Origin of the sequence: Rhodopila globiformis, from assembly GCF_002937115.1 — a bacterium.
In the GTDB taxonomy this organism is placed as follows: domain Bacteria; phylum Pseudomonadota; class Alphaproteobacteria; order Acetobacterales; family Acetobacteraceae; genus Rhodopila; species Rhodopila globiformis.
Genome location: NZ_NHRY01000037.1, coordinates 1 through 20875, shown reverse-complemented (window position 1 = coordinate 20875; position 20875 = coordinate 1). Strand labels below are relative to the sequence as shown.

General features: G+C 68.1%; 21 protein-coding genes. 7 read left to right on the top strand and 14 right to left on the bottom strand.

Translation table 11 applies throughout. The annotated features are described in order from the left end of the window. The 3 genes from CCS01_RS01945 to CCS01_RS01935 all read left to right on the top strand — a co-directional run bounded on the left by CCS01_RS01945 (window position 1) and on the right by CCS01_RS01935 (window position 2895). Window positions 1-921: a branched-chain amino acid ABC transporter permease gene (locus CCS01_RS01945; RefSeq protein ID WP_204848104.1), complete on the top strand. Its 921-nt coding sequence runs from the start codon at window positions 1-3 to the stop codon at window positions 919-921. Then, the gene (locus tag CCS01_RS01940; RefSeq protein WP_104517143.1) at window positions 918-2381 is read left to right on the top strand and encodes an ATP-binding cassette domain-containing protein; all 1464 of its coding nucleotides are present in this window, start codon (window positions 918-920) and stop codon (window positions 2379-2381) included. The genes CCS01_RS01945 and CCS01_RS01940 overlap by 4 nt, the downstream gene beginning before the upstream one ends. Before the next feature lie 238 nt (window positions 2382-2619). Beyond that, complete coding sequence (locus CCS01_RS01935) at window positions 2620-2895, top strand: ribbon-helix-helix domain-containing protein (RefSeq protein ID WP_338049954.1); 276 nt, start codon at window positions 2620-2622, stop codon at window positions 2893-2895. Between the two features lie 212 nt (window positions 2896-3107). Here the strand turns inward: CCS01_RS01935 and gmk are convergent, their stop codons facing one another. The 3 genes from gmk to CCS01_RS01920 all read right to left on the bottom strand — a co-directional run bounded on the left by gmk (window position 3108) and on the right by CCS01_RS01920 (window position 6142). Then, the gene (gene gmk / locus CCS01_RS01930; protein ID WP_104517141.1) at window positions 3108-3737 is read right to left on the bottom strand and encodes a guanylate kinase; all 630 of its coding nucleotides are present in this window, start codon (window positions 3735-3737) and stop codon (window positions 3108-3110) included. Further along, the gene (locus CCS01_RS01925; RefSeq protein WP_104517140.1) at window positions 3734-4624 is read right to left on the bottom strand and encodes a YicC/YloC family endoribonuclease; all 891 of its coding nucleotides are present in this window, start codon (window positions 4622-4624) and stop codon (window positions 3734-3736) included. The genes gmk and CCS01_RS01925 overlap by 4 nt, the downstream gene beginning before the upstream one ends. Before the next feature lie 69 nt (window positions 4625-4693). Further along, window positions 4694-6142 carry an MFS transporter gene (locus CCS01_RS01920; RefSeq protein ID WP_104517156.1) on the bottom strand — a complete coding sequence of 483 codons (1449 nt, stop codon included), beginning with the start codon at window positions 6140-6142 and terminating at the stop codon, window positions 4694-4696. Between the two features lie 327 nt (window positions 6143-6469). On the opposite strand from CCS01_RS01920, the gene CCS01_RS01915 reads away from it, so the two are divergent. The 3 genes from CCS01_RS01915 (at window position 6470) to CCS01_RS01905 (ending at window position 8106) form a co-directional block, all read left to right on the top strand. Beyond that, a complete protein-coding gene (locus tag CCS01_RS01915; protein WP_104517139.1) occupies window positions 6470-6808 on the top strand; it encodes an acyl carrier protein in 339 nt (112 codons plus the stop codon). Between the two features lie 31 nt (window positions 6809-6839). Further along, entirely contained in the window at window positions 6840-7394 is a 555-nt protein-coding gene (locus CCS01_RS32495) for a hypothetical protein (RefSeq protein WP_146101534.1), read from the top strand. Between the two features lie 382 nt (window positions 7395-7776). Continuing rightward, window positions 7777-8106 carry a hypothetical protein gene (locus tag CCS01_RS01905; protein ID WP_146101533.1) on the top strand — a complete coding sequence of 110 codons (330 nt, stop codon included), beginning with the start codon at window positions 7777-7779 and terminating at the stop codon, window positions 8104-8106. A 479-nt stretch (window positions 8107-8585) separates the two neighbouring features. Here the strand turns inward: CCS01_RS01905 and argJ are convergent, their stop codons facing one another. From argJ to CCS01_RS01860, 9 genes are all read right to left on the bottom strand, one after another. Beyond that, on the bottom strand, window positions 8586-9824 hold the full coding sequence (gene argJ / locus CCS01_RS01900; RefSeq protein WP_104517136.1) for a bifunctional glutamate N-acetyltransferase/amino-acid acetyltransferase ArgJ: 1239 nt from the start codon (window positions 9822-9824) through the stop codon (window positions 8586-8588). Window positions 9825-10332: 508 nt separating this feature from the next. Next, a complete protein-coding gene (locus tag CCS01_RS01895; RefSeq protein ID WP_158258189.1) occupies window positions 10333-11223 on the bottom strand; it encodes a peptidylprolyl isomerase in 891 nt (296 codons plus the stop codon). 64 nt (window positions 11224-11287) lie between these two features. Further along, window positions 11288-11806, bottom strand: a complete 519-nt coding sequence (locus CCS01_RS01890; protein WP_104517134.1) for a peptidylprolyl isomerase — start codon at window positions 11804-11806, stop codon at window positions 11288-11290. Window positions 11807-11955: 149 nt separating this feature from the next. Beyond that, window positions 11956-12459 (bottom strand): NADH-quinone oxidoreductase subunit B family protein, encoded by a 504-nt coding sequence (locus tag CCS01_RS01885; protein WP_104517133.1) that lies wholly within the window; start codon window positions 12457-12459, stop codon window positions 11956-11958. After that, window positions 12459-13595: an acyl-CoA dehydrogenase family protein gene (locus tag CCS01_RS01880; RefSeq protein WP_104517132.1), complete on the bottom strand. Its 1137-nt coding sequence runs from the start codon at window positions 13593-13595 to the stop codon at window positions 12459-12461. The genes CCS01_RS01885 and CCS01_RS01880 overlap by 1 nt, the downstream gene beginning before the upstream one ends. Before the next feature lie 73 nt (window positions 13596-13668). Continuing rightward, window positions 13669-14160, bottom strand: coding sequence for a DUF29 domain-containing protein (locus tag CCS01_RS01875; RefSeq protein WP_104517131.1), 492 nt, complete (start codon window positions 14158-14160; stop codon window positions 13669-13671). 378 nt (window positions 14161-14538) lie between these two features. Next, window positions 14539-14922 carry a hypothetical protein gene (locus CCS01_RS01870; protein WP_146101532.1) on the bottom strand — a complete coding sequence of 128 codons (384 nt, stop codon included), beginning with the start codon at window positions 14920-14922 and terminating at the stop codon, window positions 14539-14541. A gap of 100 nt (window positions 14923-15022) precedes the next feature. Next, window positions 15023-15451, bottom strand: coding sequence for a type II toxin-antitoxin system VapC family toxin (locus CCS01_RS01865; RefSeq protein WP_104517155.1), 429 nt, complete (start codon window positions 15449-15451; stop codon window positions 15023-15025). Then, complete coding sequence (locus CCS01_RS01860) at window positions 15451-15708, bottom strand: type II toxin-antitoxin system prevent-host-death family antitoxin (RefSeq protein ID WP_104517154.1); 258 nt, start codon at window positions 15706-15708, stop codon at window positions 15451-15453. The genes CCS01_RS01865 and CCS01_RS01860 overlap by 1 nt, the downstream gene beginning before the upstream one ends. Window positions 15709-15963: 255 nt before the next feature. Here CCS01_RS01860 and CCS01_RS01855 point away from each other — a divergent pair, with 255 nt between their 5' ends. Further along, entirely contained in the window at window positions 15964-17577 is a 1614-nt protein-coding gene (locus tag CCS01_RS01855; protein ID WP_239991969.1) for an acyl-CoA carboxylase subunit beta, read from the top strand. Between the two features lie 403 nt (window positions 17578-17980). Here CCS01_RS01855 and CCS01_RS01850 read toward each other — a convergent pair whose 3' ends face one another. Both CCS01_RS01850 and CCS01_RS01845 read right to left on the bottom strand, forming a co-directional pair. Then, the gene (locus CCS01_RS01850) at window positions 17981-19177 is read right to left on the bottom strand and encodes an MFS transporter (protein ID WP_104517129.1); all 1197 of its coding nucleotides are present in this window, start codon (window positions 19175-19177) and stop codon (window positions 17981-17983) included. Between the two features lie 12 nt (window positions 19178-19189). Beyond that, window positions 19190-20383, bottom strand: a complete 1194-nt coding sequence (locus CCS01_RS01845) for a mandelate racemase/muconate lactonizing enzyme family protein (protein WP_104517128.1) — start codon at window positions 20381-20383, stop codon at window positions 19190-19192. Window positions 20384-20875: the final 492 nt, after the last annotated feature.

Genomic DNA, 20875 nt, shown 5'->3' with positions numbered 1-20875 from the left:
ATGATGCAACGCTATCGGACTGCCCTGATCGTCCTGCCGGTGCTGGTGATCCTGGCGCTGCTGCCGCTGGGCGTCGGCGGCTACATCCTGGGGCTGCTGACGCTGGGCTACTATTACGCCGTGTTCTCGATGTCCTGGGACCTGCTGTTCGGCTTCGCCGGCGAGGTCAATTTCGGCCCCAGTTTCCTGATCGGCGTCGGCGCCTATGCCGCGGCGCTGCTCAACCACTACTGGGAGTGGCCGATCCCGCTGTGCCTGGCGGTGGGCGCCGTCGCTGCGGTGCTGGCGGGGGTGGCGCTGGCGGTGCCGGCGCTGCGGCTGACCGGGCCGTATTTCGGCCTGGTGACCCTGGTCGCGGTGCTGCTGCTGCAGAACGTGCTGGTGCTGTTCGCCGGCGTCACCGGCGGCGAGATCGGGCTCGACCTGCCCGACGTGCTGTCGATCGACGCCAACACCAACTACTACTACGCGCTGGTGTTCATGGTGATCAGCGGCGGCATCCTGTTCGGGCTTTCGCGCTCGCCGGTCGGGCTGATCCTGCAGGCCAGCGGCCAGGACGCGATCGAGGCCTCGGCGCTGGGCTTCAACGTCGCCAAGCACAAGCTGACGGCGTTCTGCATCAGCGCGTTCTTCTCCGGCCTTTCCGGCGCGATGCTGGTCTTCTACCTGGGCACCGCATCCGTCGGCACGGTGGTGGACATCGCGGTGGGAGTGAACGTCATCATCGCCGCGGTGCTGGGCGGGCGGCGCACCATCATCGGCGCGGCCGTCGGCGCGGTGTTCCTGATTGGCGCCGGCGAGATCCTGCGTCCGCTCGGACAGTTGTCCACCTTCGTCGTTGCCGCCGTCGCCCTGGTGGTGATCCTGTTCTTCCCCGGCGGCTTCATGGGCCGCCTGCTGCATGCGGAGGGCCGGGAATGACCGCGCTGCTCGAAGTCGATGGCCTGATCAAGCGCTTCGGCGGCCTGGTCGCGGTGCGCGACATCAGCTTCTCCATCGGCCCGGGTGAGATCCTCGGGCTGATCGGGCCGAACGGGTCGGGCAAGTCCACCGTGATGAAGTGCATCATGGGGATCGAACGCCCGACCGCCGGCGCGGTGAAACTGGACGGGGTCAATGTCGCCGGCTGGCCGACGCACCGCATCGCGCGGCAGGGGGTGGGCATTGTCTTCCAGCACGCCCGCCCGCTGCACCGGCAGACCATCCTGGAGCACATCCAACTGGCGCTGCTGCCGGACAACCTGCTGATGCTGCGCACCAACAGGCAGGTGATCCGGGACGCCGAGGAGATCGCCGCCCGCGTCGGCCTGTCGCGGGTGATGCACCGCCTGCCCGGCACCCTGCCGTTCGCCGATTTGCGGCGGCTGGAACTGGCCAAGGCGATCGCCCGCAACCCGAAGGTGGTGCTGGTGGACGAGCCGTTCGCCGGCCTGACCGCCGCCGAGGTGGCCGATTTTTCCGAGCTGATCGCCAGCTTCCGGGCCGAGGGCCACGCCGTGCTGCTGGTCGACCACAACGTCAAGGGCGTCGCCGCGCTGGTGGACCGCGTGCTGGCGATGTACCTAGGCGAGCAGGTCGCCGAGGGCACCGCCGAGGCGGTGATGCGCAACGAAACCGTCCGCCGCGTTTACCTGGGCGGCAAGATCGAAACTGCCGCCCGGCCCGAGCGCGAGGGCAAGGGCCACACGCCGCTGCTGGACGTGCGCAGCCTGAACGTCCTGTACGGCAAGGCGGTGGCGCTGGAGGACGTCTCGATCCATGTCGGCGAGGGCGAGTTCGTGTCTGTCGTCGGGCTGAACGGCGCCGGCAAGACGACGTTGTTCAACGCGATCTCCGGCCTGGTGCCGTTCAGCGGCGCGGTGAACTGGCGCGGCGAGAGCCTGGCCGGCCGCACGCCGGGCGCCATCGCCCGCGGCGGCATCGTACAGTGCCCGGAAACCCGGGAACTGTTCGGCGACATGTCGGTGCGGGAGAACCTCGATTTGGGCGGCCAGCACCTGACGGTGGACGAGGCGGGGCGGCAGCTGGACTGGCTGTTCGGGCTGTTCCCGATCCTGAAGGCGCGCCAGGGCCAGGCGGCGCGCACCCTGTCGGGCGGCGAGCAGCAGATGCTGGCGATCGCGCGGGCGCTGATGATGCGGCCGAAGCTGCTGATCCTGGACGAGCCGACGCTGGGCCTGGCGCCGGTGATCCTGGAGCAGTTGTCGAAAGCCATGGAACGGTTGCGGCAGACCACCGACATCACCGTGCTGCTGGGCGAGCAGAACGTGACGTTCGCCCTGCCTCATGCGGACCGGGTTTATGTCCTCGAGCATTCCCGCATCGGCTGGGAAGGTGATCCGGGCCGCTTCGCCGAGGAGGCGGGCGCCGGCTACCTGTAGGGCAGTATCGGCCCGGCCAGATCGTATCCTGGCGGCGTGCGTCGCGCCGGTTGCGGCGCCGCGGCGGACTGCCTCGCCAGCCCGCATCGGCCTGTGCTTCGTGCAATCGACGCGGTGATCGGCGCCCGATGCCGCGCGGATATAGGTTGGATGACGTGACCACGTTTGATATAGCCGCCGTGAAGGGGCACCGGCAGGCTGCGCGTGGGGCTGCCGTGGCCGGTTATTCGTCCGGCGGATTGGCAGGAACGGCAGGAATTCACCTTTCACGCAGGAGAGGCGCCTGAGCCGTCTGATTAAGCGCAGCTTCACGTTGGCGGGGCATCGCACCAGCATCGCTCTGGAGCAGGAATTCTGGGACGCCTTGCTCGGTCTCGCCCGGGTCCGCGGCCAGAGCCTGTCGGCGTTGATCGCGACGGTGGATGCGGCCCGTGGCCCGGACTCGCAGCTTGCGTCGGCGCTGCGGGTCATCGCGCTGCTGAGTGCCGGGGAACGCGCCCGGTCGTCGGATTAGCCGCACCGGGGTTGTCATGGTGGGGCTTGCGGCGGTCGTCTCCCTATCGTCCGGCGATCGTCTCCCTATCGTCATGGCCGGGCGTGTCCCGGCCATCTGCGCTTCGACGGTTGGGGGTGGATGGCCGGGACACGCCCGGCCATGACGGAGGGGCAACGAAGGCGCCGCCCCCTTGTTTCAACGCCAACGGAACGTCCGGCGGCCATCAGGCATCACCTCAGGCTGCCGACGAAATCCGGCAGCCCCACCAGCCGAGTGGTGGCGACGCGGGCGGCGTGCAGCACGCCGCGCACCGCCTCGGTGGCGACGGCCAGGTCTTCGTTGATCACCACGTGATCGAACTCGACCCAGTGGCGGATCTCGTCGCAGGCGACCCGCATCCGGCGGTCGATCTCCGCGGAGCCGTCCCCGGCGCGGCCCACCAGCCTTGCGCGCAGGGCGGCGATGTTCGGCGGCAGGACGAAGACGCTGACCACGTCGGCCGGTAGTTTCTGCCGCAACTGCTGGTGCCCCTGCCAGTCGATGTCGAACACCACGTCGCGGCCGGCGGCGAGCGCCTTCTCGACCGGCGCCCGCGGCGTGCCGTAGGCGTGCGTGCCTTGCAGCACTCGCGCCCATTCCAGCAGTTCACCGTCCTGCTCGGCCCGCTGGAATTCCGCTTCCGTCAGGAAATGGTAGTGCACCCCGTCGATCTCCGCCGGCCGCCGCGCCCGGGTGGTGACGCTGATCGAGCTTTCCAGCTCGGGCTCGGTGGCCAGCAGGGCCTCGGCAATGGCGGTCTTGCCGGCGCCCGAGGGGGCCGAAAGGATCAGGCAGACGCCCCGGCGCGCGATCTGGATCATTCGATGTTCTGCACCTGCTCGCGGAGTTGCTCGATCGCCGCCTTCAGCTTCAGGCCGGTGGCGGTCAGCGCCGAGGTCGCGGACTTGCTGCACAGGGTGTTGGCCTCGCGGTTGAACTCCTGGATCAGGAAATCCAGCTTGCGGCCGATATTGGCGGCCTCCCGCAGCAGGTCGTGCGCGGCGGCGATGTGGCTGTTCAGGCGGTCCAGCTCCTCGCGCACGTCGGAGCGGCTGGCCAGCAGCGCCACTTCCTGGTGCAGGCGGTCTTCTGACAGGTTCGGGGTTTCGCGGATCAGGGTCTGGAGGTTTTCCAGCATGCGCGCCCGCTGCGCCTCGGGCTGGCCAGCGGCCTGGACGGCGGCGTCGGCGCACAGGCCGGCGATCGTTTCGAGCTGCTGGTTCAGCACCGCGGCGAGACGCGCGCCCTCGGCCTGCCGGGCCTCGACCAGGCCCTTCACCGCTTCAGCGAAGCCGGCGTGGACGGCGGCCACCAGGGCTTCCTGTTCCTCCAGCCGCGTGGCCTCGGCCTGGCGCAGCACGCCGGGGAGCGACAGCAGCGCTTCGGCGGAGGGCGGCGCGCTGCCGGGCAGCCGCCGGTGCAGGTCGGTGGCGATGCGCAGCACCTGCTCCAGCGCCACGGGGTCGAGTTCCAGCCGGGTCTCCGAGGGCCGCTTCAGCGTCAGGTTGGCGCTGACGTTGCCGCGCTTCAGCGACTTGCCGGCCAGTTCCCGCCAGGCCGCCTCGCGGCTGTCCCAGCCGTTCGGCAGGCGGAAGCGCAGCTCCAGCGAGCGGCCGTTGACGCTGCGGAGTTCCCACGCCCAGGCGACGCCGTCGGTGGCGCCCTCGGCGCGGGCGAATCCGGTCATGGAGGCGATTGGTGTCGTCATGCGCCGGGTCATACCAGCGGCGGCGCCCAAGGCGAAGCGAAAGCACGCGGCGGCAAGCGAAAGCGGCGGTTACTCGCCGGCCTTCGGCACCGGTGCAACGCCTTGCCGCCGCCCGGTCAGTTCGTCGCCGGCGGTGGCCGGCATGAACAGCGCAATCGGCGCCGCGGCCAGCGCCATCAGGCTGACGACGACGAAAGCCGTGCTGAAGTCGGCGGTCTGCGGCGTGCCGTGGCCCGAGGCGAGGCGCGCCAGCTCCAGCGACAGGGCGCCGATGGAGACGCCGATGGTGCCGGCGAACTGCTGCCCGGCGGTGTACAGGCTGGTCGCCGCGCTCATCTGCGCCCGCTTCACGTCGCCATAGGCCAGGGTGTTGTAGGCGGTGAACTGCAAGGAGCGCAGGAAGCCGCCGACCAGCAGCACGGCATAGATCGCCGCCGCCGGCCAGGTTGGGCGAAAGGCGGCGCAGGCGGCCAGCATGATCCCGGACAGCACGCCGTTCCACAGCAGCGTGTTGCGGAAGCCGAACAGCCGCAGCGCGTGCTGCGCCGCCGGCTTCATCACCAGCGCGCCGGCCGAGCTGGCGAAAGTGATCAGGCCGCTGCGCGCCGCCGAGTCGCCGAAGCCGACCTGCAGCATCATCGGCAACAGGAAGGGGATGGCGCCGATGCCGGTGCGGAACAGCATCATCGCGGTGAAGGACAGGCTGAAAGTGGGCAGCCGCATCAGGGTGAAGTCCAGCAGCGGCGCGGGGTGGCGGCGGGCATGCAGGTAGTACAGGAACGCGGCGGCCAGGCCGCCGGCGATCATCGCCTCGGTCAGTGCGGCGGAGGTGACGCCGCGGCCGACGGTTTCCAGCCCGAACGTAGCGCAGGCCAGGCCAATGCCGACCAGCGCCAGGCCACGCAGGTCGAAGGCGCCCTTCGGCGGCTCGCGGAAATCGGTGATGAACAGGGTGACGGCGGCCAGGCCGATGATGCCGATGGGGATGTTGATGAAGAAGGTCCAGCGCCAGCTGAAATACGTGACGATGAAGCCGCCCAGCGGCGGGCCGACGACCGGGCCGAGCAGGGCGGGCATCGTCAGCCAGGCCATGGCGGCGACCAGCTCGGACTTCGCCGCGGTGCGCAGCAGCAGCAGCCGGCCGACCGGCACCATCATGGCGCCGCCGAGGCCTTGCAGCACGCGGGCGGCGACCAGCTCGACCAAGCCGTCGGACAGGCCGCACAGGATGGAACCGATGGTGAACACCACGATCGCCGCGCGGAACACGTTGCGGGTGCCGAAGCGGTCCGCCACCCAGCCGCTGGCCGGGATGAACACGGTCAGGCTGAGCAGGTAGGAGGTCAGCGCCACGTTCATTCGCACCGGATCGTAGCCGAACGCGCGCGCCATCGTCGGCAGGGCGGTGGCGATGACGGTGGAGTCGAGGTTCTGCATGAACAGCGCGCAGGCGACGATGACCGCGGTCAGGCGGGTCTGCGTCGAGACGCGGGTGGGATGGGTGGTCGGATCCGGCATGCCGCCAGTGTCGCGCCGGCGGCGGCCGAGGGGAAGGGTGCCGGCGGCACCGTGGCGGATCGCTTGCCAATCCTTTGCTACCGGATGTTGCAGGCAGGGCGAGGGCATGACCGGCTCGGATGCGGCGCAGGTCGCCCCCCGGGCGGCCATCCGTTCAACGGCCGGGCGCGGACGGTCGCGGCGTGCCGGCGGCCGGAAACCCCGGATGCAAGCGGCAATGGCCGTGGGGCCGGGATGGCAATACAATTATATTCTGAGGCGTAATATGTTTCTTCCGGCGGAGAGACAACCTATACTGGTGGGACCAGGAGGCCCCGAGGCGCACGCATGACCCCGCCGACCGACGACGTGAAGAACTGGATGAACATGTTCCGGTGGATCGTGAAGCTGATCCGCGATGATTTCGACGTGGACGAAACGATCCTGGTCCACACCGCCGTGCTGGAAACCGATTGCGGCCTGGTGATCGAGCAGGTGGAGGCATTGCTGGAGATCATCGGCAGGAGTTTCGGCCTGGCGTTTCCCGACGGCACGCTGGACGAGGTGGTGAAGCTGGAGGAGCTGTGCATGCTCGCGGCGTGGCTGAAGGGGCTGTACAGGCGCCCGGAGTTCATATCGGAGGAGTTCGAGGCGCGCTGCCGGGCGGCGAACCCGGGGTGTTCCTGATCGTCGCCGGACATTTGTATGAAGCGCCTGTATGAAGCGCCCGGTTGGGCCAATCCAGTTTCGTCCTGATGACAAAATTGTACAACAGATTGCCCGGCATGCTTTATATGGCTCGACCAGACGTGGTGCATGCGGCGTTCCCTTTCCTGCCGCGGCGCAGCACGGCGTGGTTGTGGTGCCGCCGGGTATCTTGCCCCGGTGTTCAAGGAGCGGACCGGTAAGCGGTGACGTGATGCAGCAGGTCCTGGCGATTCTCAATGACCTGAAAGCCGGCCAGAAGACGCTCGAAGCGGGTCAGGCCCGGCTTGAAGCCGGACAGACATCGCTGGAGGACAGGCAAATCAGGCTGGAAACCGGCCAGACCTCCCTGCGCGTGGACCTGATGGCCCGCATGGATCGGCGGGAAGACATGAACACCAAAATCCGTGACGACATCGCGGTCAATTTCGGCACGGCCGATGCGGTGCGGCGCGCGAACGACAACACGCGGGAGGAACTGCGGGCGCTGTCGGAGGTCGTCAGCCTGATGCATCGCCAGATCAGCCGCCTGCAAACCGAGGTCGAGCAGATGAAGGGCTCGGCCTGAGCCCGGGGCCATCGGCCGGGCGGAGCGGAGGCGCTCCGATCCGCCTGAATGCCGGCCTGCCCGTCACCGGCAGCGCCACGCAGCGTCTCTCCACAGACGCGGCGACATCCCGGTACGGGCGGCGATCGATCGGCATGTGACATGTTTGTGTCCAGACGCTTGCACAGATGCGGCCAGTCATTGCTGTGTAGCGACGAATTCCCGCGCCGCCGCCGTTGCGAGCCGCCTGAGGCGCCGATTGGTTGCGCCGACTGGTTGCGCCGCGGGCCGCACGGTCACACCTGGGTATGGCGGTTGATCATTCGTTATGCTATTGCTTCGGTGGACTCCGTCGGACCCGGCTACGTCAGCTTCCCGTGAGCTAACGGCAAAGGATATGACCATGTTCAAAAAACGTTCCGCCGCACTCCCCGAAGGTCAAGAGGGAATACAGAGCTATACAGGTAAAGGAAAGGCGCCAGCCTATCGCCCGACGCCGAACAAGACCTACTGGCCTGGCGCCCTTCTGGGCACGTTCGTCGGCGCATCCTACCCGCTCTACTACGTTGGCAATATGGTTCTGCAGGCACATCCGGCCCAGCCGGCCTGGACTGTGCTGGTTAGCCAGGGGTACATCTATCTCGTCCTGGCGGCTGCCGTCGTGCCCGCTTTCATTACGGCAAAAGTGTTTGAGCTTTTGCTTGGGGCGGTCTTCCAGAAGCACGATCGTTAGGAAAGCGGTTCCGCGCCGCATCGGCTGTCGTTCGGCCTGTGGGGGTTCCAGGACAAGGTGGTGAACAGCGAAGAATCGGGCTGCCGCACCCGTTGCCCCTCGGTCACGGCGGGACGTATCCCGGCTACAGCAGACCGCAGGTTGGTTGAGACACGGCGACGGCGCACCTCACTCGTCATGGCCCGGCTTGTCCGGGCCACCTATTCCAGCACGTGTGCCGCGACAGGTGGCCCGGACAAGCCGGGCCATGACGATGGGGGAACGCTCTCGGCCGTGAGGCAAGCACTTGATTTTACGGTCATTTCCGACTCGTTTCCAGGATGTGTGCATTGCGTAGGGACAAGCCGGGCCATGACGATAAAGACAGGCCGTCTGCGTCCCAATTAACCTGCGGTCTGCTGTATCTGTGCTGCGACGGCGGGAAGCGGATGGCCGGGACACGCCCGGCCATGACGATAGAGCAACGGACCTGATGCCGATCAGCTCCGGTAGGAGCCGTTGATGTCGATGTAGCCGTGCGTCAGGTCGCAGGTCCAGACCGTGGCCTTGCCCTGGCCCAGGCCGATGTCGATCGCGATCCCGACTTCCCGTCCCTTCATGTGCGCCACCACCGGCGCCTCGTCATAACCGGGGATCACCGCGCCGTTGCGGGCCATCCAGACCCCGCCGACGCCGACGGACAGGGCGTCGCGGTCCGCCGGCTCCCCGGCCTTGCCGACGGCCATGACGATGCGGCCCCAGTTGGCGTCCTCGCCGGCGATCGCGGTCTTCACCAGGGGGGAGTTCGCCACGGCCAGGGCGATCCGCTTGGCCGAGGGGTCGCTGGCGGCGCCGGTGACGTCGATCCGCACCAGCTTCTGCGCGCCCTCCCCGTCGCGGATCACCTGCAGCGCCAGATCCAGCAGCACGTCGTTCAGGGCGCCGGCGAAGTCGGCCAGCATCGTGGCGCGGGCCTCGGCGGCGGCCGGGATCTCGGGATGTTGCGCCTGCCCGGTGGCGACCAGCAGCACGGTGTCGGAGGTCGAGGTGTCGGAATCGACGGTGGTGCAGTTGAAGCTGCCCTCGACGCCGGCCGCCAGCATGGCCTGCAACGCCTCCGCCGGGATCTTCGCGTCGGTGAACACGAAGCACAGCATCGTCGCCATGTCGGGAGCGATCATGCCGCTGCCCTTGGCGATGCCGGTGATCCGCACCGGCGCGCCGCCGATTTGCGCCAGGCGGGTGGACGCCTTGGGGAAGGTGTCGGTGGTCATGATGCCGCGCGCGGCGGCCTCCCAGCTGTCGGCGCGCAGATCGGCGTGCAGGCCGGGCAGCGCCGCCACCAGCTTCTGGTGCGGCAGTACCTCGCCAATCACGCCGGTAGAGGCGACGAAGACCTGCTGCGGCTCACATCTGGCCAGTTGCGCCGCCGCGTCGGCGGTGGCGGCGCAGGCGTCGCGGCCGGCCTTGCCGGTGAATACGTTGGCATTGCCGGCATTCACCACCACCATCCGCGCCCGGCCGCCCGCCAGCGCCGCCCGGCACCAGTCAATCGGCGCGCCGGGGCACTTGTTGGAGGTGAACACGCCGGCCACCGTGCTGCCGGGCGCCACCTCCATCATCACGACGTCGGTGCGCCCCTGGTAGCGAATGCCCGCAGCCGCCGAGGACAGCCGCACCCCGGCAAGCGGCGGCAGGTCCGGCAGCGCGACAGCGAGCGGGGAGACAGCGGTGGCCATGGCATCCGTCCTTGGTTCAACGTGATGCCGCCGGTGCGGTGGCACCGGCGGCGGATGGTCGGGTTATAGCAGGTGTCGCGGTGTCGTGGCGGGCGCGATGGCGCTGGGTCGTCGCTCGCTTCTCGCCCCACCGTCAGGACCGGGCGGGTCCCGGCTATCCGCGCTTCGACGGCGGGGGGTGGATGGCCGGGACACGCCCTACGCAATGCACACATCCTGGAAACGAGTCGGAAATGACCGTAAAATCAAGTGCTTGCCTGGGCGCCGAGAGCGTTCCTCCATCGTCATGGCCCGGCTTGTCCGGGCCACCTGTCGCGGCTGCTGGAATAGGTGGCCCGGACAAGCCGGGCCATGACGAAAGGGAAACGCAGCGGCGGACCGTTTCCAGGATGTGTGCATCCCGTAGGGACACGCCCGGCCATGACGGAGAGAGAACGGCCCGCCGCGGCGGAGAGGCAACGGTCCGGCCCGCCGCGGCGGCGACAGCCGGCCTCTGCGCCAGCCGCTATTACTTCTCCGGCGGCGGCTCAGCCGTGTCGGTTGGCTTGACCGGCGTGCCATCCGGGTTGAACTTCTCGATCTTCACCGCGCTGCGCACCGAGGCGACTTCCTTCTGCACGGCGGCCTGGATCATCGCCTGGCGCAACTGGTCACGCTGCTCCGCGAAGCTCGGCGGCGGCGCGGTGCGGTGGCCGAGCACCTGGATCACGTGCCAGCCGAACTGGGTCTTCACCGGGTTCGGCGCGATCTCGCCGTCCTTCAGCGAAAACGCGACATCGGCGAATTCCGGCACCATCTCGCTCTTCTTGAAGAAGCCGAGGTCGCCGCCCTGCTGCGCCGCGCCCGGGTCCTTGCTGTACTGCTTCGACAGCGCGGCGAAGTCGGCGCCCTTCTTCAGCTCGGCGATGATCTTCTTCGCCGTCGCCTCGTCGGGCACCAGGATGTGGCGGGCATGCACCTCGATCTCGCCCGGCTTCTTGGCAATGTCCTGTTCGTACTTGGCCTTCACCGCCTCATCGGTGATCTGCGGGCGCACCACCTTGCTCAGCAGCGCGGTTTCCAGCGCATGATCGGCCGCCATCTGCATGGATTTCTGGACGTCGGGGTCCTTGTCCAGGCCGGTGCGCTGCGCCTGGATCAGCAGGGCGCGGGCGTCGATCAACTGCTCCAGCAGCATGGGATAGAGCTGCTGCGGCGGCATGGCGCGCGCCTGCGGCGGCAGGCTGCCGACCGCGTCCCTGACGTCGCTCAGGTGAATCGGCTGGCCGTTCACCGTGGCAAGCACCGGATCCGGCTTCGTATCGGCGACAGCCGCTCCGGCGGAAACCGCGCAGCACAGGGCGGCTACGGCAAGCCAACGGGCCGGAGCCCCGAATGAGCAGTCCGGGAAACGCTTCATGGCAACCCCTGATGAATGACGGGCCCGCTTATGACGGAACCTTGCGCGCGTCACAAGCGCGGGCTCAGTCCGCCGGCGGGGCGCTGGCGCCGCCCTTGAGCCGGGGACCGGTATCCATAGCCGATCCGTCCAGGTTGAACCGGCGTATGTCGAGCTGGGCCCGGGCCTGCCTGACCGACTGCCGTACCGCCGCGGCGAGCAGTTCCTGGCGCAACTGATCGTGAACGGCGGCATAGGCGGGCGGCGGGACCAGGCGCTTCTCCTCGACCTTGATGACGTGCCAGCCGAACTCGTTCTTCACCGGATCGGACGCCACCTGGCCAGGCTGCAAGGAGAACGCGACGTCGGCGAAGCCAGGCCAGACCTGTTCTCGGCGGAAGAAGCCCAGGTCGCCGCCCTTGCTGGCATCGGGATCCTTGCTGACGGCGCGCGCGAGGATCGCGAAATCCGCGCCATGATGCAGCTCGTCCAGCACCTTGCGCGCCTCGGCCTCGGTGCTGACCAGGATGTGGCGGGCGCGGGCCCATGCTACAGCAAACCGCAGGTAAGGTGAGACGAGGCGACGGCGCCCCTTCCGCGGCATGGCCGGCCATCCAGGCCGCACACGGTGCTGCGTGACGATGAGGGCAGGCCACTGCCCCCAAAGCGGCGTCTCAATCTATCTGCTGTATGCCCGGCCGGAGCATTCAGCGCCAGAAAAAGTGACCGGTCGGCTGCGCAACCGAAACGCGGTCAGGGTCCGAACAGCGACAGCAGGCCCTGGAGCAGTTGCTTCGGCGTCGGCGGACAGCCGCGGATCACCAGGTTGACCGGCACGACCGTCGCCACGCCGCCGACGACGGCATAGCTGCCGGCGAACATCCCGCCATCGGCGCCGCAATCACCGACTGCCACCACCCATTTCGGATCGGGGGTGGCGAGCCAGGTGCGCTCCAGCGCCTCGCGCATGTTCCTGGTCACCGGGCCGGTGACCAGCAAGACGTCGGCGTGGCGCGGCGAGGCGACGAAGTGCAGTCCGTAGCGCTCCAAATCGTGGAAGGCGTTGTTGAGCGCGTGGATTTCCAGCTCGCAGCCGTTGCACGACCCGGCGTCCACCTGCCGGATCGACAGGCTGTGGCCGAGCGTCGCGCGGGCGGTCTGGTCCAGGGTGGAGGCGAGCGCCGCCAGGTCCGGGTCGGGGGGCGGCGGCGGCTCGGTCAGCGGGCGGCGCAGCCCTTGCAGCAGGTGGTGCAGCATCAGAGCATGCGCTGCAGGATCAGTTTCTGCACGTCGGAGGTTCCTTCATAGATCTGGCAGACGCGGACATCGCGGTAGATGCGCTCCACCGGGTAGTCGGCGAGGAAGCCGTAGCCGCCCAGGGTCTGGATCGACGCGGTGCAGACCGCCTCGGCGGCCTCGGAGGCAAACAGCTTGGCCATGCAGGCGGCTTCCAGCGAGGGGCGGCCCTCGGCCTTGAGGCGGGCGGCGTACAGCGTCAGTTGGCGGGCGGCTTCCAGGCGGGTCTTGGCCTCGGCCAGGCGGAAGCCGACGGCCTGGAAGTCGATGATGGAACTGCCGAACGCCTTGCGTTCCCGGGCGTAGCCGACGGCGTAGTCGAGCGCGGCGCGGGCCATGCCGACGCTCTGCGCGGCGATGCCGATGCGGCCGCTTTCCAGGGTGGAGAGGGCGATCTTGTAGCCCTCGCCTTCCGCGCCGATGCGCTGGTCTTCCGGCACTTCCATGTCGTCGAAGCTGAGCGCGCAGGTGTCGGAGGCTTTCTGGCCGAGCTTCTCCTCGACCCGGGCGACCGAGAAGCCGGGGTGGGTCTTGTCGATGATGAAGGCGGACAGCCCCTTCTTGCCGGCGGCGGGATCGGTCACGGCGAAGAACACCAGGCTGCCCGGGTGCGCCGCGTTGCTGATGAACTGCTTGGAGCCGTTGACGACGTAGCGGTCGCCCTTCTTCACCGCGCGGGTCTTGAGGTTCGAGGCGTCCGACCCGGCCTGCGGCTCGGTCAGGCCGAAGGAGCCGACATGCTCCCCGGTGGCCAGCTTGCGCAGCCAGCGGTCCTTCTGCGCGTCGGTGCCGAAGTTGTTGACGACGATGCAGGTGGGGGAGTTGTGCACCGACACCATGGTGGAGATCGAGCCGTCGCCGGCGGCGATTTCCTCCAGCAGCAGGGCGTAGGTGACGGGATCGATCTCGCTGCCGTCCCACTCCGCCGGGGTGGTGGCGCCGAACACGCCGAGTTCCCCGAGTTCGGCGATGATCTCCGGCTCGATCCGCTTCTGCTTCTCGCGTTCGGCCGCCAGCGGGGCGAGGCGTTCCTCGGAGAAGCGGCGGACCATGTCGATGATCAGCGTGTCGCCGTGCGGGGAGACGGTGTCGGGCATGGTGATCGGCCTCGCTGTGGGTGTTTGCCGAGCGTTTACACTTGGCCGCAGGTCCGGTCCATCACGCCGCGCATCAGCGGCGCCGGTCTTGCCGCACGGGAGGGTCCGGCGGGTCGAAGGCCAGAGCCTCGGCCACTGTCCAGGGCAACGTCGTGGGAAATTTGGCGGCCGGCACACCGGTTTCCCGTGCCGCCCGCCGCAGCGCGTCCGGAAAGGCGGATATGGCGATGGTGTCCGCCTGCCGCCCCAGGCTTGGGATGCCGTCGATGATCGAGCGAATTTCGCTTTGCTGTTCGAGAATGGTGCTGATCCAGCTCCGGGTCAGCCTCTCCGGCTGGACTCGAATCTTCAGGAGATGCAGCAGCAGGACAGTCAGCCGCGACTTCAGTTCACGGCGGTCGCGAATGGTCATCTCGGTCAGGTATTCAATCAGGCTGGCGCGGTCGAGACGGCTGTAGTCCTGCGCCGCCAATGCGGCAATCTGAGCGGCGATCCAGGCGTGCTCGTCCGTCTCGTACAGGTTACGCGCCGGAGGCGGCGGTAAGGTATCGATTGAGTCGGGCATGTCGTTCAGTTCCGGAAAGTGCCATGGCCGCTATCCGTCGGAATTTAGCCGAAACCGCGGCGGGCGCCTACCCGCCAGTGACGGTGCTGGCGGTATCCTGCGGGAGTCCGCTGTCCTGTTGATACTGAAAACAAGCATGTGCGTTCCCGCCGCCTACGACCCGCTGGCAAACAGGGCGAGTCGAAGCGGATCTCCATGCCCGGCGTCTGCGCGCCGTCGGTCAGCGCCGGGACCCGTTTGGCGAGGTCGTTCGCCAGGCCGGTGGTGCTGATCAGCCCGTTGCGGTTGGTGTCGACCGCGGGATCGTTGAATGCGTCGAGCAGCACCTTACAGCAGACCGCAGGTTGGTTGAGACACGGCGACGGCGCACCTCACTCGTCATGGCCCGGCTTGTCCGGGCCACCTGTCGCGGCACACGTGCTGGAATAGGTGGCCCGGACAAGCCGGGCCATGACGATGAAGACAGGCCGTCTGCGTCCCAACTAACCTGCGGTCTGCTGTAGTGAAGGGGCCGTGCTGCCAAGCGTCGCGCTTCTGCGAGGTTTCGCTGCCGCTGGAGGAGGTCAGCACCGTCACGTTCGCCGCCGCGAGGCCAATGCGCAGCGCGTCGGCGTCCAGCGTGATCCCCGCGTCGTTCATCGTCATGGCGCCGGAATGGCAGGCGTCCAACAGCACCAGCACCCGGCCGTACCGAGCGAGTTGCAACAGCTCGCCCCTCAGCTCCTCGGCCGACAGGCCGTCCGCCTGGATGCCGGCGCGCATGATCTTCAGGGTACGCAGGGTGCCGGTGACAGAGGTCCGAGACCTGTGCCGCTGTCCGAGTTTCCACGGCGCCCGGACGTAAGTGGATAATCTCAGGCCATCACGCCAGCGGATCATCCCACGGATTCAGCAGTGGCACGCCGGTAGCGGCAAAGTCGCCGATGTTGCGGGTCACAACCGTCATGCCATGAACCAGCGCCGTCGCCGCGATCAGCCCGTCCCGAACCGGCCGCGGATCAGGGACATGCAGGGCTGCACTGCGCCGTGCTACGATCGTATCAACAGGCAGGATGCGTCCGGCAAACGCCGGCAGTACATATTCGTCCAGCCAGGCACGCAGGAGTGATCCCTGCCTCGGGTCGCGACGCTCAGCCAGCAACACGCCAATCTCCAGTTCCTGGACCACGATCGTCGAAAGAAAAAGACCGCCGGCCGGAACCGTCTGCACCCACGTCGTCACGTTTTGATCGGCCTTGCCGGCACGTGCCTTGCGCAACTCGGAAACGACGTTGGTATCGAGCAGGAACATCAGGTGAAATCGGCCGCGCATGCGAGATCGCGCCGGGCCGTGACCTCCAGTTCGACGTCCTCGATGCCTGGCGGCAAGCCCAACCGTTCGATGATGCTGTCCCCTCCCGAAGCCAGGCGCCGATAGTCCGCGATGGTGAGCAGCACATGAGCCGGCGTGCCGCGGTCGGTGATGAATACAGGGCCGTTCGCGGCGGCCTTCTTGGCGCGACTCGTGTCCTGGTTGAACTCTCGGCTAGAGATCGTGGTTATGGTCATGACGTGGCCCGCATGGGGTGAAATGAATGTAGGTATGTTGCTACATTTCTGGGCCTCGTCAAGCGGCACGATCACCCGCATTGCTGTCCGCTCGTCATGCGGGGCGCGCCCGACGCGCTGTACCCGGGCGCAACGTCGGCGCCTCGACCCGCCGCCATCGCGTGCGGCCTGACAGCCCGGCCGGTTGCATAGCCTCGGGATCGCCCATAGCCTACCAGCCAGCATTCGCTGCAAGAACGATCCGACAGGAAACGCATGGCCGACGACAACGTGACCGAAACCCCCGCTCAGCCCATGCATGCCTCCGCCGTCGGCTGGGAGCCGGAACTCGCCGAACTGCGCGAACGCCAGCGGCTTGCCCGCGAACTTGGCGGCACCGAACGCGTCGCCCGCCAGCACGCCGGCGGACGGCTGACGGTGCGGGAACGGATCGATCGCCTGCTCGACCACGGCAGCTTCAGGGAAATCGGCAGCATCGCCGGCAAGGCAACCTACGACGCGCACGGCAACATCGTCGCCTTCACGCCGGCCAACTGCGTGTTCGGCCGCGGCACCATCGATAACCGCCCGGTGGTCGTCGCCGGCGACGATTTCACGCTGCGCGGCGGGTCCGCCGATGCCTCGATCAAGGGCAAGCCCAAGATGTCGGAGGAAATCGCCACCCAGTTCCGCATGCCGCTGATCCGGCTGATCGAGGGCTCGGGCGGCGGCGGCTCGGTCAAGACGATCGAAACCACCGGACGGGCGAACCTGCCGGGCGGGCTGACCGAAACCACCTCGTTCGACCTGGTGGCCAACCAGATGTCGCAGGTGCCGGTGGTCGGGCTGGGGCTTGGTTCGGTCGCCGGACTGGGGGCGGCGCGGCTGGTGGCGGCGCATTACTCGGTGATGGTCAAGGAAATCGCCGCGGTGTTCGTCGCCGGCCCGCCGGTGGTGGAACGGCTGGGCGAGCCGCGCACCAAGCAGGAACTGGGCGGCTGGCAGATCCAGCTGCAATGCGGCGCCGTGGACCACGCGGTCGATACCGAGGACGAGGCGTTCGAGGCGACACGGCGGTTCCTGTCGTACCTGCCCGGGTCGATCCACGACCTGCCGCCGCGCGTGCGCGGCTGGGACAACCCGAACCGGCGGGATGAAGCCCTGATCTCAGTGATCCCGAAGTCGAAGAAGCAGGCCTATCACATGCGCCGGATCATCGGCGCGCTGGTTGACAAGGACAGCTTCTTCGAGATGGGCGCGCTGTTCGGACGCTCGATCATCACCGGCTTCGCGCGTCTCGACGGCTGGCCGGTTGCGGTGATGGCGGGGGACCCGCTGTTCGACGGCGGCGCCTGGACGGCGGATGCGTGCAGCAAGATCGTCCGCTTCGTCGACATGGCGCAGACCTTCCACCTGCCGGTTGTCCACCTGGTGGACTGCCCAGGCTTCCAGGTCGGCCTGAAAGCCGAGAGCACCGCGGTGATCCGCTGGGGCGTGCGGGCGCTGGCGGCGATCAACCAGACGACGGTGCCCTGGTGCAGCATCGTCGTGCGCAACTGCTACGGCGTCGGCGGCCTGGGCCACCAGCCGGTCGGGCACCTGTGCCTGCGCTATGCCTGGCCGTCGGCAAGCTGGGGCTCCCTGCCGCTGGAAGGCGGCATTGAAGCGGCCTACCGTGCCGAAATCGACGCGGCGGAAGATCCGGACGCGAAGCTGGCGGAAATCGAGGAACGGTTGAACCGCCTGCGCTCACCGCTGCGCACGGCCGAGGCGTTCTGGGTGGACGAGGTGATCGACCCGCGCGATACTCGCCGGCTGCTGTGCGACTTCGCCAACCTCGCAGCGCCGCTGCGCACGCCCGGCCCCAGTGCGTTCGGCATGCGCCCGTAACAGAGGCGTTTTGCTTCAGGGTTAATCAACCAGCGGCGCTGGCACCGCGATAACGAAAAATGGCGGCAGCCGTTGCCTCTCCGTCATGGCCGGGCGTGTCCCTACGGGATGCACACATCTCGGAAACGGTCCGCCGCGGCGTTTCCCTTTCGTCATGGCCCGGCTTGTCCGGGCCACCTATTCCAGCACCTGTGCCGCGACAGGTGGCCCGGACAAGCCGGGCCATGACGATGGGGGAACGCTCTTGGCGCCCAGGCAAGCACTTGATTTTACGGTCATTTCCGACTCGTTTCCAGGATGTGTGCATTGCGTAGGGCGTGTCCCGGCCATGACGATAGAGAGACGACCTTGCACCGCCCGACCTTCAGCGCCTGCGAGACTACATTTTCATGCTGGCCAGGCATCATGTCGCCCTCGCGCGCCGCGGCGCCTCCCACGCCAGCAACGGCAGCAGCGGCAGCGTCGCGGTCAGCGACACCAGGGCCCAGTAGCCGGACAGCGGCAGCACGCCCCGCGCATGCAGCGCGGCCGAGGCGATGCCCAGCGCGAACGCCAGGTCCCACAGCGGCGCCATGACGGTGTAGAAACCGCCCTGCTGCGCCGCCGGCAGCCGCACCTGGATGGCGGTGAACCAGGCGGCGGTCGAGACGATCTCCGGAATGCCCGCCAGCGCCAGGATGGCGATCGCCTGCGCGCTGCTTGTCGCCACCAGCAGCAGCAGATGCATCGCGCCCTCGGCCAGGCCGGTCAGCAGGCTCAGCCGGTAGGCCGACATCCGGCGCGACAGGCGGGGCACGACCGGCGCCGAGACCAGCGCGCCGATCAGCGCGCCCGCGCCCTGCGCCGCCAGCAGCCAGGTCCAGGCGGTGTCGGAGGCGCCGTACCAATCGCTGTTCGCCCAGAACAGGAACGGCCGCAGCCCACCCAGCATCACCAGATACGTCACGCTCGTAATCACCAGCCCGGCCACCTGCCGATCGGCCCGGATGGCCGCCAGGACCGGCCAGAGGCTGCCGCGCGGCGTGTCGGACCCGGCCGCGATTCCCGACAGCCGGGCAACCGGCACCGCCGAGGCCGCGGTCAGCAGCGCGAAACCGGCGAAAGCCGGACCAAACCCGGCCAGCACCGCCAGGCCGCCGAGCGCCGGTCCCGCCACCTTGGCCGCCCGGTCCGCCACCGAGCACAGCGTGTTGCCCGCCATCTCCAGCCCCGCCGGCGTGACCGGTACGCGCAGCGTCAGCAGCCCGGGCATGATGAACAGGTCCAGCGTGCCGATGGCGGCGATGACGATTTCCAGCAGCGCCAGGCTGCCGCACCAGGGCAGCGCCGCGGTCAGTGCCGCCATCAGCAGCATCGCCGTGCTGGCCAGCCGCGCCGGGCCGAGGCGGCGCATCCGCCCGGCCGCCAGCGGCGCCAGCAGCAGCTTCGGCAGGATCCGCAGCGCGAGGCTGGCCACCAGCACCATCCCGGCGCCGAACCGCTCGGCCACCAGGATCGGCATGGCGGCGATGACGCACCAACTGCCCAGGTTGTTGCACAGCAACGCCAGGAAGAAGGCGCGGAAGCGCGGCGCCGCCAGCAGCGTCCGCCACTCGTTCATCGAGGACCGCGGTCAGTACCCCGTGCGGGTGGCCGCGACGGCGTAGTGCTTGCGGGGGAATTCCTCGGTGTACGACCGCAGCCCCGTGCGTGGGCCCATGTCGCGGTACGGCTTCGCGCGCAGCCGTTCGACGTCCAGCTCGATGCCGAGGCCGGGGGTGGTGGGCAGGTCAACGAAGCCCTCGTGCACGGTCAGCGGCGCGGCCGCGATGGCGTCGCAAGCCGGTTGCAGATTGATGAAACATTCGGCGATCCAGAAGTTGGGGATCAGCGCCGACAGGTGCACCGTCGCGGCCAGGCCGACAAGCGTGGAGTTATAGTTGTGGGGCGCGATGGCCACCGCGTGCGGCTGCGCCATGGCGGCGATGTCGAGCATGGCGCTGACGCCGCCGCAGTTGCAGATGTCAGGATTGAGGATGTCGGCCGCCCGCGCCGCCAGCGCCGCGGCGAACCCCTCCTTCGAATAGATCGCCTCCCCCGTCACGATCGGCATCGGCAGGGCGCGGCGGACCTCGGCGACGAGGTCGATGTTGTCGCACAGGCAGGGTTCCTCGTACCAGCCGATGTCGAACTCGGCGATACGGCGGCCGACGCGGATGGCGTGCATCGGCGCGAGGCGGCGGTGGACTTCGACCAGCAGGGTGAAGTCGGGCCCCAGCGCCTGGCGCATGGCCCGGACATAGCGCACCACGTGGTCCTCGTCCTCGCGGTGGATGAAGCTGCGCCAGGGGCCGGGGAACGGGTCCCATTTCAGCGCGGTGTAGCCCATTTCCTTGACCTTCACGGCGCGCTCGACGTTCTGCTCAATGGTTTCGGTGCCGCTGGACCAGCCGTTGGCATAGACCTTGACCCGTTCGCGGCTGGCGCCACCGAGCAGGTTGTACAGCGGCAGGTTGGCGTGCTTCGCGACGATGTCCCACAGGGCGATCTCGATGGCGCTCCAGGCCGACATCAGGTCGAGCGAGGTGCGGCGCATGGCGAAATCCTCGAACACCACCTGCGCGGTGTGGCGGATGCTGAAGGCGTCGCGGCCGATGATGTGCTGCGCGAGGTGGCGCAGCAGGTGCTCGATGACGGGTTCCTTGCCGGGGGTGACGTAGGCCTCGCCCCAGCCGTGCAGGCCGCTGTCGGTTTCGACGCGGCAGAACAGCAGGTTCTTGGCGGTGCCGGGATCGAACAGGAATGTTTCGATGCGCGCGATCTTCATGGCCGGTTCCCCGTCGGGCGTTGGGGTGGAAGTGTAGGGCGGCGCGGCGGCGGCGGGCAAACGGCGTGGGGCATGATCTGTTGTGCTGGCTGGTTCCGTTCGACATGAAGATCGTGGTCCGGACGTTGTTCGGCGGGTTCGGGCATGGGAAGGCGTTTGGAGGGGAAAGAGCGGCGGGATGGCCGTCCGTGGCTGATGGCCGGGGTCCGTGCGGTTTTGTCCGGCGGATTTTTCAACACGGAGAAAGAACGAGGATGACGGAGGGCCACGAAGAAGAAGTTTGTTGCGCTTCGCGCGAAGCGCCAGGTTATTGTTTCAACATAAGATGTTATTGCTTTGTCAGGATGCATTCGCCTGGCGGATGTCGGAGTGTTGCCAATCCAGGGTCGCACCGTCTCCGTGGCCCTCGGAGGTCCTCATTTCTTCTCTGTGTTAAATGACAGGTAGAATGAGCCCCACCGCCCCATCCCGGGACGCACAGCCACCACCACA

What these genes read in the sequence shown, in the direction of transcription:
- CCS01_RS01945 (WP_204848104.1), top strand. Translation starts at nt 1, where the DNA reads ATGATGCAACGCTATCGGACTGCCCTGATCGTCCTGCCGGTGCTGGTG.
- CCS01_RS01940 (WP_104517143.1), top strand. Translation starts at nt 918, where the DNA reads ATGACCGCGCTGCTCGAAGTCGATGGCCTGATCAAGCGCTTCGGCGGC.
- gmk (WP_104517141.1), bottom strand. Translation starts at nt 3,737, where the DNA reads ATGATCCAGATCGCGCGCCGGGGCGTCTGCCTGATCCTTTCGGCCCCC.
- CCS01_RS01925 (WP_104517140.1), bottom strand. Translation starts at nt 4,624, where the DNA reads ATGACGACACCAATCGCCTCCATGACCGGATTCGCCCGCGCCGAGGGC.
- CCS01_RS01920 (WP_104517156.1), bottom strand. Translation starts at nt 6,142, where the DNA reads ATGCCGGATCCGACCACCCATCCCACCCGCGTCTCGACGCAGACCCGC.
- CCS01_RS01915 (WP_104517139.1), top strand. Translation starts at nt 6,470, where the DNA reads ATGACCCCGCCGACCGACGACGTGAAGAACTGGATGAACATGTTCCGG.
- CCS01_RS32495 (WP_146101534.1), top strand. Translation starts at nt 6,840, where the DNA reads ATGAAGCGCCCGGTTGGGCCAATCCAGTTTCGTCCTGATGACAAAATT.
- CCS01_RS01905 (WP_146101533.1), top strand. Translation starts at nt 7,777, where the DNA reads ATGTTCAAAAAACGTTCCGCCGCACTCCCCGAAGGTCAAGAGGGAATA.
- argJ (WP_104517136.1), bottom strand. Translation starts at nt 9,824, where the DNA reads ATGGCCACCGCTGTCTCCCCGCTCGCTGTCGCGCTGCCGGACCTGCCG.
- CCS01_RS01895 (WP_158258189.1), bottom strand. Translation starts at nt 11,223, where the DNA reads ATGAAGCGTTTCCCGGACTGCTCATTCGGGGCTCCGGCCCGTTGGCTT.
- CCS01_RS01890 (WP_104517134.1), bottom strand. Translation starts at nt 11,806, where the DNA reads ATGCCGCGGAAGGGGCGCCGTCGCCTCGTCTCACCTTACCTGCGGTTT.
- CCS01_RS01885 (WP_104517133.1), bottom strand. Translation starts at nt 12,459, where the DNA reads ATGCTGCACCACCTGCTGCAAGGGCTGCGCCGCCCGCTGACCGAGCCG.
- CCS01_RS01880 (WP_104517132.1), bottom strand. Translation starts at nt 13,595, where the DNA reads ATGCCCGACACCGTCTCCCCGCACGGCGACACGCTGATCATCGACATG.
- CCS01_RS01875 (WP_104517131.1), bottom strand. Translation starts at nt 14,160, where the DNA reads ATGCCCGACTCAATCGATACCTTACCGCCGCCTCCGGCGCGTAACCTG.
- CCS01_RS01870 (WP_146101532.1), bottom strand. Translation starts at nt 14,922, where the DNA reads ATGCGCGCCGGCATCCAGGCGGACGGCCTGTCGGCCGAGGAGCTGAGG.
- CCS01_RS01865 (WP_104517155.1), bottom strand. Translation starts at nt 15,451, where the DNA reads ATGTTCCTGCTCGATACCAACGTCGTTTCCGAGTTGCGCAAGGCACGT.
- CCS01_RS01860 (WP_104517154.1), bottom strand. Translation starts at nt 15,708, where the DNA reads ATGACCATAACCACGATCTCTAGCCGAGAGTTCAACCAGGACACGAGT.
- CCS01_RS01855 (WP_239991969.1), top strand. Translation starts at nt 15,964, where the DNA reads ATGGCCGACGACAACGTGACCGAAACCCCCGCTCAGCCCATGCATGCC.
- CCS01_RS01850 (WP_104517129.1), bottom strand. Translation starts at nt 19,177, where the DNA reads ATGAACGAGTGGCGGACGCTGCTGGCGGCGCCGCGCTTCCGCGCCTTC.
- CCS01_RS01845 (WP_104517128.1), bottom strand. Translation starts at nt 20,383, where the DNA reads ATGAAGATCGCGCGCATCGAAACATTCCTGTTCGATCCCGGCACCGCC.